This is a genomic window from Bradyrhizobium sp. USDA3516, from assembly GCF_057651995.1.
In genome coordinates this window covers 997,731-1,011,789 of record NZ_JBYGYN010000001.1, presented here as the reverse complement: position 1 = coordinate 1,011,789, position 14,059 = coordinate 997,731, and the positions used below count along the sequence as shown (strand labels likewise).

The following is a 14,059-nucleotide window of genomic DNA, read 5'->3' as shown; positions in this document are numbered from 1 at the left end:
ACGCCATGACGCGCAAGCAGCGACGTATGACCATCATCGGCGGATCGCTCGCCGTGCTCGCGCTTGCGGCCGCGCTGGTGCTCAACGCGCTGCGCGACTCCATCGTGTTCTTCTCGACCCCGACGATGGTCGCCGAGAAGCATGTCGAGCCGGGCAAGCGGTTTCGCCTCGGCGGCCTGGTGCAGCCCGGCTCGCTTCAGCGCGGCGACAACCTCGCGGTGACGTTCGAGGTCGCCGACGGCAACGCCAAGCTGCCGGTCGCGTTCAAAGGCATTCTGCCCGACCTGTTCCGCGAAGGGCAGGGCGTCGTCGCCGAAGGCGCACTCGACGCCAACGGGGTGTTCAAGGCCGATACCGTCCTTGCCAAGCACGATGAGACCTACATGCCCAAGGACGTCGCCGATGCCCTGAAGAAGCAGGGGCACTGGAAGGACGATTACGGTACCCAAGCCTCCGGTGCCGCCAAGCCCGCGGCGACGACCGCGCAGGGCAATCCGCAAGGAGCGGTACGGTGATCGCGGAATCAGGACATTACGCGCTGGTGCTGGCGCTCGCCCTCGCACTGATCCAGTCCGTCGTGCCGCTGATCGGCGCGCGCCTTGGCGACGCCGCCCTGATGAACGTGGCGCGCTCGACCGCACTGGCTCAGCTGCTGTTCGTCGGCGCCTCGTTCACGGCGCTCGTGATGCTGCACGTGAACTCGGATTTCTCCGTCGCCAACGTCTACGAGAATTCCCACTCGATGAAGCCGCTGCTCTACAAGATCACCGGCGTGTGGGGAAATCATGAAGGCTCGATGCTGCTGTGGGTGGCGATCCTCGCGCTGTTCGGCGGCCTCGTTGCGGCCTTCGGCAACAATCTGCCGCTGTCACTTCGCGCGCATGTGCTGGCCGTGCAGGCCTGGGTCGCCGGGGCGTTCTACCTCTTCATCCTGGTGACATCGAATCCGTTCCTGCGCATCGCGAGCCCGCCGATCGAGGGGCGCGATCTCAATCCCGTGCTCCAGGACATCGGTCTCGCCGTGCATCCGCCGATGCTCTATCTCGGCTATGTCGGCTTCTCGATCTCGTTCTCCTTCGCCATCGCTGCGCTGATGGAGGGCCGGATCGACGCGGCCTGGGCGCGCTGGGTGCGGCCCTGGACGCTGGTCGCCTGGATCTTCCTGACCCTCGGCATCGCCATGGGCTCGTACTGGGCCTATTACGAGCTCGGCTGGGGCGGCTGGTGGTTCTGGGATCCGGTGGAGAACGCTTCGCTGATGCCTTGGCTTGCCGGCACCGCGCTGTTGCATTCGGCGCTGGTGATGGAGAAGCGCAACGCGCTGAAGGTCTGGACCATCCTGCTCTCGATCCTGACCTTCTCGCTGTCGCTGCTCGGTACCTTCCTAGTGCGCTCCGGCGTCATCACCTCGGTACACGCCTTCGCCACGGATCCGACCCGCGGCGTGTTCATCCTCTTGATCCTGTGCCTGTTCATCGGCGGCAGCCTGTCGCTGTTCGCGGGCCGCGCCACCTCGCTGAAGCAGGGCGGCCTGTTCGCGCCGATCTCGCGCGAGGGCGCGCTGGTGCTGAACAATCTCCTGCTCACGGTGGCCTGCGCGGTGGTGCTGTTCGGCACGCTCTATCCGCTGGCGATGGAGATGCTCGCCGATTTCAAGATGTCGGTCGGCGCGCCCTTCTACAATCTCAGCTTCGCGCCGCTGTTCGCACTGCTGCTGCTCGCAGTGCCGTTCGGGCCGATGCTGGCGTGGAAGCGCGGCGACCTGCTCGGCGTGATGCAGCGCCTGCTCGCGGCCGGCGTTGCCGGGCTTGTCGTGGTCGCCATCGTCTGGGCGTGGGTGAGGGGCGGCAGCGCGCTGGCGCCGCTCGCGATCGGGCTCGGTGTCTTCGTCATTGCCGGAGCGGTCACCGACCTGGTCGAACGGACCGGCCTGGTGCGCCTGCCGTTCGCAACGGTGCTACACCGGGCGCGCGGCCTGCCGCGCTCGGCCTGGGGCACCGCGTTCGCGCATGCCGGCCTCGGCGTTGCGCTGATCGGGATCGTCTGCGAGACCACCTGGAACAGCGAATACATCGCGACCATGAAACCGAACGAGGTCGCCCATGTCGCCGGCTACGATCTGAAGCTCGACGGGCTGTTTCAACGCCAGGGCCCGAACTACCGCGAGATGATCGCCGAGTTCAAGATCAGCCGCGATGGCGAGGCGGTGTCGGTGATGACGCCCTCCAAGCGCAGCTTCACCACACGCGGCTCCTCGACCACCGAGGCGGCGCTGCTGACGCGCGGCGCGAGCCAGCTCTACGTCTCGCTCGGCGACGCCACCGCCGAAGGCGCCATCGCCGTGCGCATCTATCACAAGCCGCTGGTTCTCCTGATCTGGTGGGGGCCGGTGCTGATGGCGTTCGGCGGCGTGCTCTCGCTCTCCGACCGCCGCCTGCGGGTCGGCGCGCCGAAGCCGGCGCGGGCCAAGCAGCGCCTCCAGCCCGCGGAATGATCCGATGCGCCGGATGATGGCCGTCTTCGTCGCCTTGCTGCTGCTGGCCTTGCCGGCGGCCCACGCCGTGCAGCCCGACGAGATCATGCCGGATCCGGTGAAGGAATCGCGCGCGCGCGAATTGTCGCGCGAGCTTCGCTGCATGGTCTGCCAGAACCAGTCGATCGACGATTCCGATGCGCCGCTGGCGCGCGATCTCAGGCTCTTGGTGCGCGAGCGCATCGCGGCCGGTGACAGCAATTCGCAAGTGCTCGACTTCCTGGTGGCGCGCTACGGCGAGTTCGTGCTGCTCAAGCCGCGCTTCGAGCGGCAGACCCTGCTGCTGTGGCTGCTCGGGCCGGTGCTGCTGATCGGCGGCGGCCTGGCGCTGTGGCTGCAAATCCGCCGCCGCTCGCGAAGCGGTGTGGCCGTACCGGCGCCGCCGCTCACGCCCGAGGAAAAGGCGCGGCTTGCGGCCTTGATGTCGGACGAACCCAAATCCTCCTGAAGTCAAATCGCTCTGAAACGTCGAGCTACGTACTGCCACGCAGTCCCCGGCAACGGCTGCTTGGTTCATGCTAAATTGACCTTTGTCTGGAAGCTTGTCGCGAGGTTTGATTCCAGCTCCTGAGTCCCCGATGTTCGCGAACAGCAATCTGACGATCCGCTTCCTGGTCGGCGCCGTCGTCGCTGCATTATTGTTCCTTCTTGGCATCGGCGGCGGCACCGGCTTCATCGCCGTGCTCTATCTCAACAACGAGATCACCAGCCTTTCCTCGAACTTCGCCGCGCTGAGCGGCCCGGCACGCGACCATGCGATGCAGATCTACCAGCAGGCGCAGTCCGCGTTCTCCTGGTTCCTGGTCGCCTGCGGCGTGATCGCCGTGATCGCTTTCGCGATCTGCTTCACCACCTGGTTCGCCGTGCGCAACGGCATCCTCAATCCGCTGGCGGCCATCGTGCATGCCATGCGCGAGGTTGCCGACCAGAAGTTCGAGACATCCGTTCCGGGGCTCGGCTGCACCAACGAGATCGGCCTGCTCGCCGGTGCGCTGGAGGTGTTCAAGACCAACGGCATCGAGCGGCGCCGCCTCTCCGAGCAGCAGCTGCATGAAGCCCAGCATCAGGCCGAGCGGTCGAAATTCCTCGATAACAGGATCAAGCGCTTCAACGATCTCGTCGCCAGCGTCGTCACCAACGTTGCGTCATCGGCCGTGCATCTGAAGACCAACGCGGAGACGCTGTCGCGGACCGCCAATGACACCAGCACCAAGGCCAATGCGGTGGCCAGCGCCGCGGGTCAGGCCAGCGCCAGCGTGCAGACGGTCGCAGGGTCTGCCGAGGCGATGACGAACTCGATCGGCACGATCAGCCGCCGCGTCACGGACGCGACCCAGCGCGCCGAAGGCGCTGCAAGCCAGGCGGAGAAGAGCCGCGATACCATTCACACGCTGTCGGATGCCGCCGAAAAGATCGGCGAGGTCGTCCAGCTCGTGCAGGCGATCGCATCGCAGACTAATCTCCTGGCGCTCAACGCCACCATCGAGGCGGCACGGGCCGGCGAAGCTGGCAAGGGATTTGCGGTGGTCGCCTCGGAAGTGAAGAACCTGGCGCATCAGACCAGCAAGGCGACGGAGGAGATCACCTCGCATGTCGCCAGCATTCAGGGCATCACCGCGGAGACCCGCGGCGCGATCGACGGCATCTCCAGGACGTTGGCGGATATCTCGTCCATCATGTCGGGCATCGAGGTCGACACCGCCCAGCAGCGCAACGCCACACAGGAGATCACGCGCAGCGCGCAGGATGCCGCGCGCGGAACCCTCGACGTCTCCAACCATATCGTCCAGATCACCTCCACCTCGGCCGAGACCGGCCGCATGGCGGCCGAAGCCAGGGATTCGGCCGTCGATCTGTCGCGGCAGGCCGAGACCTTGAAGCGCGAAGTCGACGAGTTCATCGTCAGTGTCAGGGCGAGCTGAGGGCCAGAACGCGCGCCCGCCGCCTTTTCGGCGGAACTCGATTAAGTTCCTGTAAGGCCACGATTTTCGCCCTGTGCCGAACTGCCGCATCCGGCTCGGCGCATCATTACAAAAGTTTAACCCCGCCGCCAGCGCGCGGTAAGGCGGGAGACCCCATCTTCAGGTCCGCAAGGTGCTGGCATCCGGCACCAAAAGGAATTCAAGGCCCTGGAGATTTCTGCATGACCGACCGCATCGACCTTTCGAACCTCCCGTCCTACCGGCAGCCGCGCCGGTCGGTGTTTTCCGCGCGCAAGCTCGCGCTGATGGCTTCGGTCGTCGCCGGCCTCGGCGCGGCCGTCTATGGCTTCAGCCCGTCGTCCTTTCCGGCCGACCTGTTCTCGAGCCCGGCTCATGCGCAGGTCAACAATGAGGTCCGCAAGGTCGAGCGTCCGGTCGGCTTCGCCGACGTGGTCGAGCGCGTGAAGCCTTCGGTGATCTCGGTGAAGGTCAACATGAAGGAGAAGACCGCGAGCAATGACGACGGCGACGATTCCTCCTCGCCGTTCCAGCCCGGCTCGCCGATGGAGCGCTTCTTCCGCCGCTTCGGCGGTCCGGATGGTTTGCCACCCGGCCTGAAGGGCGGCGGTCGTGGCCGCGTCGTGCAGGGCCAGGGCTCGGGCTTCTTCATTTCGGCTGACGGCTATGCCGTGACCAACAACCACGTGGTCGATGGCGCCGACAAGGTCGAGATCACCACCGACGACGGCAAGACCTACACCGCCAAGGTGATCGGCACCGACCAGCGCACCGACCTCGCGCTGATCAAGGTCGATGGCAGCACGAACTTCCCGTTCGCCAAGCTCGCCGACAGCAAGCCGCGGATCGGCGACTGGGTGCTCGCGGTCGGCAATCCCTTCGGTCTCGGCGGCACCGTGACCGCGGGCATCGTCTCGGCGAGCGGCCGCGACATCGGCAACGGCCCGTATGACGATTTCATCCAGATCGACGCGCCCGTGAACAAGGGCAATTCCGGCGGTCCCGCCTTCGACACCAACGGCGAGGTGATGGGCGTCAACACCGCGATCTACTCGCCTTCCGGCGGCAGCGTCGGCATCGCGTTCTCGATCCCGGCCAACACCGTCAAGAGCGTAGTGGCGCAGCTCAAGGACAAGGGCTCGGTCAGCCGCGGCTGGATCGGCGTGCAGATCCAGCCCGTCACCTCCGACATCGCCGACAGCCTCGGCATGAAGAAGGCCGAAGGCGCGCTGGTGGCGGAGCCGCAGGCGAGCGGTCCGGCCGCGAAGGCGGGTATCGAGTCCGGCGACGTGATCACCGCGGTCAACGGCGAGCCCGTCAAGGACGCCCGCGAGCTCGCCCGCACCATCGGCGGCATGGCCCCTGGCGCGACCGTGAAGCTCAACGTGCTGCACAAGGGCCAGGACAAGGTCGTCAACCTCACCCTCGGCCAGTTGCCGAACACGGTCGAGGCCAAGGCCGACCTCGACAAGGATAGCGGCAAGGGCGCCAGCAAGGGCACCGACGTACCGAAGCTCGGCATGACCGTTGCGCCCGCCAATTCCGTGGCCGGCGCCGGCAAGGAAGGCGTCGTGGTCACCGAGGTCGATCCGAAGAGCGCCGCGGCCGAACGCGGCTTCAAGGAAGGCGACGTGATCCTCGAGGTCGGTGGCAAGAGCGTGGCGACCGCCGGCGAAGTCCGCGACGCCATCAATGCGGCGCGGACCGACAACAAGAACAGCGTCCTGATGCGCGTGAAGAGCGGCGGCCAGTCGCGCTTCGTCGCCGTGCCCATCGCCAAGGGCTGAGGTCTTCAGGAGGCCTACGAGATGAAGGGTACCGCCGGCATCAGTCGCCCCCGCCGCCGGTGCCCTTCGGGGAAGCAGCGCAACGCTGGCTTCCCTCGTCTACCTTCCGGTGGAATTACGCCCCCCTCCGTCGGAAGGCCTAGGGCGGTGAGGTCCCCCCAGCCTCGCCGCCCGCCTTTTTCCCGCGTCGAGCCTTTCCTGCTCGGCTTGCATGCGGTTGCCGCTCGCGCCATGTTTAGAGAAGGTTGACCTCCTTGACCGCCGCCGAACGCACGATGCGCCTCCTCATCATCGAAGACGACCGCGAATCCGCCGACTACCTCGCCAAGGCGTTTCGCGAAGTCGGACACATCGCCGACCACGCCGCCGACGGCGAGGAGGGCCTCGCCATGGCCGAGAACGGCGAGTACGACGTGCTGGTGGTCGACCGCATGCTGCCCAAGCGCGACGGCCTGTCGCTCATCGGGGCATTGCGCGACAAGGGCAATACGACGCCGGTGCTGATTCTCTCCGCGCTCGGGCAGGTCGATGACCGCATCAAGGGCCTGCGCGCCGGCGGCGACGATTATCTGCCGAAGCCCTATTCCTTCGCCGAGCTCTTGGCCCGCGTCGAAGTGCTGTCGCGCCGCCGCGGCGGTCCCGCCGAGGAGACGCTTTATCGCGTCGGCGATCTCGAGCTCGACCGGCTCTCGCATCGCGTCGCCCGCGGCAAGGACGAGCTGACGCTGCAGCCGCGCGAATTCCGCCTGCTCGAATATTTGATGAAGCACGCCGGCCAGGTGGTGACGCGAACCATGCTGCTGGAGAACGTCTGGGACTATCATTTCGATCCGCAGACCAACGTCATCGACGTGCACATCTCGCGGCTGCGCTCCAAGATCGACAAGGGCTTCGAGCGCCCGCTGCTGCACACGATCCGTGGCGCCGGGTACATGATCCGTGATGGAATGAGATAGGGCGCTCGGCGTTGCCCGATCGATCTACGGCGAGCTCGAACCTGCAATCATCGGCTGCGTCTTCATTTTGCTCCGCCGTCCGAGGGTTGCGGGCGATGCTGGCCTAGCGCCGTCCGATGGCAAGAATATCCGACCTGTGGTAGTGGACGTTTCACCGGGGTGAATCCGTCCACGATCAGGAAGGGTATTCAAGCTTGCAAGTTGCCGCCTTCCCGTCCGACCGAGCGGAAGAGATCCTTGTGTCGGCTTCCAAGCTCTTTGCCCGCCATAGCTATGCGAACGTGACGATGGAGCAGGTCGCAGCATCGGTTCGATCGGTGCCGGGAGCGCTGTACCACTATTTTCGCGACAAGGAAGACCTGATCTTTCACTGCTACTTGCGCGGCCTTGCGATCTACAGCCACGAAATCGAGACCGCGGCCGAGCCCGGGATAGATGGGCTCGAAATCGTCAGGCGCTTCATAAGAGCCCGGCTGCGGCCTGAAGGCCAGCGCATGATCCTGTTCTCCGACATCGATGCGCTGGCTGCGTCTTACAGCAACGACGTGCACGCCAGGCGCTGGCAGAATGCCGCGCTGCTCGCCGACATTCTGAAGCGTGGCGTTGCCGACGGCTCGATCGCCTGCGAGGAGCCCCTCCTTACGGCCGTCGCCCTCATCTCCATCCTGGATTGGGTTCCGTTCTGGTTCTCCGAGCGCGACTACTATTCGCGCCAGCAGGCGATTGATGCCATTGACGACATCATCACGCATGGGGTTTACCGGCGTGACATTGCCTTACCCGACATGCCTGAAGCACCGAGCCTGGCACCATTTCTCCAGTCCCGCTCGAAATGGAACAAACGCGCCGCGAAGCTCGACAGGATGCTCTCGATTGCCTCGGACAGTTTCAATCGAAGGGGCGCGTCCGGTACGTCGCTCGAGAGCATCGCGGCGGAGGCAGGCATGACGCGGGCCGGCATCTATTATCATTTCCGCGAGAAGGAGCGCCTGTTGCTGGCTTGCCTGCGAAGAGGCCTGGCCGGCGAGATCGGGATTCGAGAATATTTGCAGGACCTCGGGCTCGGGGCGTTCGATTACGTCGTTCAGAGAGTCCGCCTGTTGTTGATGCTGCACGATACCCCTTGCGGCCCCAAGGCGACCTACCACAACATCAACTATCTCAACGACGTTGACCGCAAGCACTATGTCGGGCAGGTGCTTGCAACGATCCAGCAGGACCAGAGAAACCACCAGCGTTGGATCGACGAGGGATACTTCCGTAGCGTCGACACTTACTTCGCCGAACGCGTTCTGACTGGAATGGGCCACTGGTACCCGATCTGGTTCAGGGGCGAGCGGAGCTGGTCTCCGATGCAGGTTGCTGATTATTTTTCGCGGCTGTTCCTTTCGGGGCTCAAGCCCCGCGCGGTGGTATAAAGCAACCCCTCTGAGACCCCTGATCGCGCTCTTCATCTTTCCCGTTCGGACTTGATGTCAGCCGCAGATTGAGCGCGGGCTTTGGTCTCAAAAGTTGCCTGTGAATTCAATATCCCGGACGGGCGCGCGGCATTCTTCATGTTGAGGCCGCAATTATTCCTTGCGACAAAACTTTACACAGTATTCAATATTGGAGTAGCGAAGAATGGCGCGACCGACGTTGTGAGTCAGCTTCGATCGCCAAGTAACAAGAACATGCAAAGGGAGAAGGCCAGGATGCACAAGCTCGCAATTGCTGCGGCGGCAGCGCTGACGATGCTCGGAGGAGCGGCATTCGCGCAGGAAACAATCAAGTTCGGCTACATCGATCCGCTGTCCGGCGGCGGCGCCAGCATCGGTGAGGGCGGCTTGAAAACGTTTCAGTATCTGGCTGACGAGATCAACGCCAAGGGCGGTATATTGGGCCGCAAGATCGAGATTCTGCCTCTCGACAACAAGACCAACCCGCAGGAAAGCCTGGTGCAGGCGCAGAAGGCCATCGATGCCGGCGCCCGCTTCATCACGCAAGGCAACGGCTCGTCGGTCGCCGCAGCGCTGTCCGACTTCGTCACCAAGAACAACACGCGCAATCCCGGCAAGGAAGTGCTCTACTTCAACTACGCCGCCGTCGATCCGAGCCTGACCAACGAAAAGTGCAGCTACTGGCATTTTCGCTGGGATGCGAGCTCCGACATCAAGATGGAAGCGCTCACCAGCTACATGAAAGATGTCCCCGCGATCAAGAAGGTGTACCTGATCAACCAGGATTACTCCTTCGGCCAGTCGGTGCGCGCCGACGCGCGCAAGATGCTGGGCGCCAAGCGGCCCGACATCCAAATCGTCGGTGACGAACTGCATCCGCTGCTGAAGATCACCGACTTCTCGCCTTACATCGCCAAGATCAAGGCTTCGGGCGCCGACAGCGTCGTGACCGGCAACTGGGGCCAGGACATCGCGCTGCTGCTCAAAGCCGCGGCGGACGCCGGCCTGAAGGTCAATTGGTACACCTATTATGCCGGCGGCGCTGGTGGTCCGACCGCAATCAAGCAGACCGGTCTCGACCATCAGGTCTTCCAGATCACCGAGGGCTTTGCCAATTCCGGCCACCAGCCGGCGATGGATTTCGAAAAGGCCTTCCGCGCCAAGGTCAACATGTCGCTGTGGTATCCGCGTGCCGTCAACGAGATGCGCATGTTCAAGGCCGCGGCCGAGAAGGCCAACTCGCTCGACCCGGTGAAGGTCGCGGCTGCCCTCGAGGATCTCAAGTTCGAGGTGCTGGATGGCGGTGAGGGCCTCATGCGCAAGGACGATCACCAGTTCTTCCAGCCGATCTACATCTCCTCCTTCGGCAAGCTCGCTGCAAACGAGCCGTTCGACGAGGAAGGCACCGGCTGGGGATGGCATCTGGTTTCCAAGATCGACACCTCCAAGACGATGGTTCCCACAACCTGCAAGATGACCCGGCCGTAAGCCTGGAATAGCTTTGCCTTCCCGCAGCCGGCAGCGGCTCGCGGGAAGGTTGCCGCTCGCAACCGGACCGACTTCGCCGGGGCCCTTTCTGTCCCGGCCAGAGGTGTGATTACTGTGCTTGAACTGATCGTTATATCGACGCTGAACGGTCTGCTGTTCGGCATGCTGCTGTTCCTGCTGTCGAGCGGCCTGACCGTCATCTTCAGCATGATGGGCGTGCTCAACTTCGCCCATGCCAGCTTCTACATGCTCGGCGCCTTCTTCGGTTTCCAGCTCACCAAATGGATTGGCTTCTGGCCGGCCCTGCTGCTGGCTCCGCTGCTGGTCGGCGCGATCGGCATGGCGGTCGAGCGCTACGGCCTGCGCAATACGCACAAGCACGGCCATGTGGCGGAGCTGCTCCTGACCTTCGGTCTTGCGTTCGCGATCGAAGAAATCGTGGCGATGATGTGGGGCAGGAGCCCCGTCGATTACCGCGTGCCGGCGCTGCTCGACTTTCCGGCCTTCACGATCTTCTCGACGAATTATCCCGCCTACAAGATTTTCATGCTGGCTGTGTCGATCCTGATATTCATCGTGCTGCTGATGGTGCTCAAACGCACGAGGGTGGGCCTGATCGTTCAGGCCGCGCTGACGCATCCCCATATGGTGGGGCATCTCGGTCACAATGTCGGACGCATATTCATGCTGGTGTTCGGCGTCGGCAGCGCGCTGGCGGGAATTGCCGGCGTGATCGCCGGTCCGGCGCTGGTGACGCAGTCCGATATGGCCGCGGCGCTGGGACCGATCCTGTTCGTGGTCATCGTGTTCGGCGGCCTCGGCTCCTTGCCGGGTGCCTTCATCGCTTCGCTGGTGATCGGCCTGATACAGACCTTTGCGGTGGCGCTGAACGGTTCGCTCGCGAGCGCCTTCGGTCCGCTCGATCCGTCGGCTGGGCCGTCCGTGCTCACCGACATCTGGAACGTCACCATTGCCCAGGTGGCGCCGATCGTGCCCTACCTGATGCTGGTGATCATTCTGATCGTACGCCCCATGGGCCTGATGGGGACGCGCGAGACATGAACGCCAAAACGACATCGACGCCGACATCGACAGGGAAGCCGGCCGGCGACGGCCTGCGCTTCTATGGCATATGGCTTGCCGGCATCGCCGTGCTGATCGTGCTGCCGCTGATCTTCTCCTCCGGCGGCTCGCTGACGTCCTTCAGCCTGATCGGCATCGCGATCGTGTTCGCGCTGTCCTACAACATCCTGCTCGGCCAGACCGGCCTCTTGTCGTTCGGCCATGCGGTGCATTATGGCCTCGGCGGCTTCGCAGCATGCCACATGATGAATGCGGTGGTCTCGCACGGCTGGCCAATCCCGCTGCCGTTCATACCGCTGTTCGGTGGACTCGGCGGCCTCGTTTTCGCGATCATCATAGGCTGGCTGATGACCAAGCGGGCCGGTACCGTGTTCTCGATGATCTCGCTCGGCATTGCCGAACTGGTGGCGTCGTCCTCACTGATCCTGCGTTCGGTGTTCGGCGGCGAGTCCGGAATATCGACCGACCGCACGGCTTTGCCGAAGATCTTCGGCTTGAGTTTCGGCCCGCAGCTTCAGGTCTACTATCTCATCGCGTTCTGGCTGGTGATCTCGGCCATCGCGATGTATGCGCTGACGCGGACCCCGCTGGGGCGGATCAGCAATGCGGTGCGGGACAACCCCGAGCGCGTCCAGTTCATCGGCTATGACCCGCACGTGGTGCGCTACATCGCCTTCTGTTTTGCGGGGTTCTTCGCCGGCGTGGCGGGGGGCCTGGCGGCGATCAACTTCGAGATCGCCAACGCCGCCTATCTCGGCGCGATCCAATCCGGCCTCGTGCTGTTCTCGACCTTCATTGGTGGCGTCGCGTTCTTCTTCGGACCCATCCTGGGTGCAATCCTCGTGACCTATCTTCAGCTCGGGCTGACCAGCGTCACCGGCGTGTGGCAGCTCTATTTCGGCATTATCTTCATCGGCATCGTGATGCTGTCCCCCGGCGGCATCGCCGGGTTGGTCATGATGCACCGGCCGCTGGTTCGCGCCGGAACTCTGCCGACAGTGATCCCTTCCTATCTGCTCGCGGCGGTGCCGACCTTGGCACTGGCTTGCGGTGTGATCCTGACGATCGAATCGATCGCGCGCGCGCATGGCGGTCAGGGCAATCCGATCAACCTGTTCGGCGTTGCCTTCAGCCCGGCGTCGCCGGTGACGTGGGCGAGCGCGGCGGTCCTCGTCGCCGGCGGCTTCTTCGTCGCGCGCCTGAGCTGGCGGCGCGTCGCCGAGGCATGGGACCGCGCGGCGACGGTCGCGCGCGACCGGGGGTACCTGGCATGACGGCAGCGATCGAAGTCCGCGCTGTCGAGAAGCGCTTTGGCAATGTCGGCATCATCCGCGATCTCAATCTCAGCGTCGCGCAAGGTGAGCGTCACGCCATCATCGGTCCGAACGGTGCCGGGAAATCGACGACGTTCAATCTTATCAGCGGTCACATCAAGCCGACCTCGGGCGAGGTGAGACTGAACGGCGATGTGATCTCCGGCCTCAGGCCGTTCGAGATCAACCGGCGCGGCCTGTCGCGGTCGTTCCAGGTCACCAACGTATTCGCGCGCATGTCGGTCTGGGAGAACGTCCGCTGTGCCGTGCTGTGGGCGACGGGACACCGTTACGCCTTCTGGAAGAACGTCGATAGCCTGCCGGAGGTGCACGAGCGCACGGCGCAAATCCTCGACGACATCCATCTGACGCATCGGCGCGATGTTCCGGCCGGCTTGTTGACCTACGCGGAGCAGCGCGAACTCGAGATCGGCATCACCATCGCCAGCGGCGCGACCGTCGTGCTGCTGGACGAACCGACGGCGGGCATGAGCCACGCTGAGACCGACCGCGCGGTGTCGCTGATCCGGCGCCTGACCGAGGGCAAGACCCTGGTCATCGTCGAACACGACATGAGCGTCGTGTTCGGCCTGGCCGACCGCATTTCCGTGCTGGTCTACGGCCACATCATTGCTTCCGGCACGCCGGAGGAGATCAGGCGGGACCCGAAAGTCAAGGAAGCCTATCTCGGCGAGGAGGCGCACTGATGCTGGAGGTCAGGGACCTGCACGCCTATTACGGCAAGAGCCACATTCTCCAGGGCGTCGATCTCGACGTTGCCGCGGGCGAGGTCGTCAGCCTGCTCGGTCGCAACGGCGTCGGACGTTCGACCACGGTCAAGGCGATCATGGGTGAGGTTGCGCCGCAAGGCACGATCCGCTTCAAAGGCAAGGACATCGCGGGGCTGCCGAGCTACAGGATCGCGCGCCTCGGCCTCGGCTATGTGCCGGAGCATCGGGACATCTTTCCGGGGCTGACGGTCCGCCAGAATCTGCTCCTCGGCATCAAGGATACGCGGCGTCCCGGCAAATGGCAGCTTCAGGACATGCTCGACATGTTTCCGAATCTTGCCGCCCGGGCGGATACGCCTGCAGGGGTGCTGTCGGGCGGCGAGAAGCAGATGCTCACGACCTGCCGGACCCTGATGGGCGACCCCGATCTCATCATGATCGACGAGCCGACCGAAGGTCTTGCGCCGCTGATCGTGCAGCAGGTCGGCGATCTCATCGCCCGCATTGCGCAGGCCGGCGTCGCAATTTTGCTCGTCGAGCAGAAGCTGTCGATTGCGATGAAGATCTCCAACCGCGTCTACGTCATGGGGCACGGTCGTGTGGTCTTCGAAGGTACGCCCGAGCAACTGAAATCAAACAGCGACGTTCGCGCGCAATGGCTGGAAGTGTGAGGGAAGCCGGCGGATTTGACCGCAATGCGCGCGATGCCCTCGACAAGGACGTCCGCCTGTAACGGCTGATGTTCCTCAGCGTGGTCGGAAGGGGAGGTCCACAGCCGATCACTGCTCT

At 64.2% G+C, this 14,059-nt stretch carries 12 protein-coding genes; all 12 read left to right on the top strand.

What is annotated here, in order from left to right; translation table 11 throughout:
* The first annotated feature begins 5 nt into the window (after nt 1-5).
* Nucleotides 6-515, top strand: coding sequence for a cytochrome c maturation protein CcmE (gene ccmE, locus AC24YW_RS04860; protein WP_275513421.1), 510 nt, complete (start codon nt 6-8; stop codon nt 513-515).
* Nucleotides 512-2,494, top strand: coding sequence for a heme lyase CcmF/NrfE family subunit (locus tag AC24YW_RS04855; protein WP_487481637.1), 1,983 nt, complete (start codon nt 512-514; stop codon nt 2,492-2,494). Before ccmE ends, AC24YW_RS04855 begins: the two co-directional genes overlap by 4 nt.
* 4 nt (nt 2,495-2,498) lie before the next feature.
* Nucleotides 2,499-2,981: a cytochrome c-type biogenesis protein gene (locus tag AC24YW_RS04850; protein WP_487481636.1), complete on the top strand. Its 483-nt coding sequence runs from the start codon at nt 2,499-2,501 to the stop codon at nt 2,979-2,981.
* Between the two features lie 130 nt (nt 2,982-3,111).
* Complete coding sequence (locus AC24YW_RS04845; protein WP_487481635.1) at nt 3,112-4,455, top strand: methyl-accepting chemotaxis protein; 1,344 nt, start codon at nt 3,112-3,114, stop codon at nt 4,453-4,455.
* A 221-nt stretch (nt 4,456-4,676) separates the two neighbouring features.
* Complete coding sequence (locus tag AC24YW_RS04840) at nt 4,677-6,260, top strand: Do family serine endopeptidase (RefSeq protein ID WP_487481634.1); 1,584 nt, start codon at nt 4,677-4,679, stop codon at nt 6,258-6,260.
* Between the two features lie 275 nt (nt 6,261-6,535).
* Entirely contained in the window at nt 6,536-7,216 is a 681-nt protein-coding gene (locus AC24YW_RS04835; protein WP_036023302.1) for a response regulator transcription factor, read from the top strand.
* Nucleotides 7,217-7,410: 194 nt separating this feature from the next.
* Complete coding sequence (locus tag AC24YW_RS04830; protein ID WP_487481633.1) at nt 7,411-8,634, top strand: TetR/AcrR family transcriptional regulator; 1,224 nt, start codon at nt 7,411-7,413, stop codon at nt 8,632-8,634.
* Nucleotides 8,635-8,910: 276 nt separating this feature from the next.
* A complete protein-coding gene (locus tag AC24YW_RS04825; protein WP_487481632.1) occupies nt 8,911-10,143 on the top strand; it encodes a branched-chain amino acid ABC transporter substrate-binding protein in 1,233 nt (410 codons plus the stop codon).
* 114 nt (nt 10,144-10,257) lie between these two features.
* The gene (locus AC24YW_RS04820; RefSeq protein WP_487481631.1) at nt 10,258-11,205 is read left to right on the top strand and encodes a branched-chain amino acid ABC transporter permease; all 948 of its coding nucleotides are present in this window, start codon (nt 10,258-10,260) and stop codon (nt 11,203-11,205) included.
* Nucleotides 11,202-12,500 (top strand): branched-chain amino acid ABC transporter permease, encoded by a 1,299-nt coding sequence (locus tag AC24YW_RS04815; RefSeq protein WP_487481630.1) that lies wholly within the window; start codon nt 11,202-11,204, stop codon nt 12,498-12,500. The genes AC24YW_RS04820 and AC24YW_RS04815 overlap by 4 nt, the downstream gene beginning before the upstream one ends.
* Entirely contained in the window at nt 12,497-13,246 is a 750-nt protein-coding gene (locus tag AC24YW_RS04810) for an ABC transporter ATP-binding protein (RefSeq protein WP_487481629.1), read from the top strand. The genes AC24YW_RS04815 and AC24YW_RS04810 overlap by 4 nt, the downstream gene beginning before the upstream one ends.
* Entirely contained in the window at nt 13,246-13,941 is a 696-nt protein-coding gene (locus AC24YW_RS04805) for an ABC transporter ATP-binding protein (protein ID WP_036005758.1), read from the top strand. The genes AC24YW_RS04810 and AC24YW_RS04805 overlap by 1 nt, the downstream gene beginning before the upstream one ends.
* Nucleotides 13,942-14,059 lie beyond the last annotated feature (118 nt).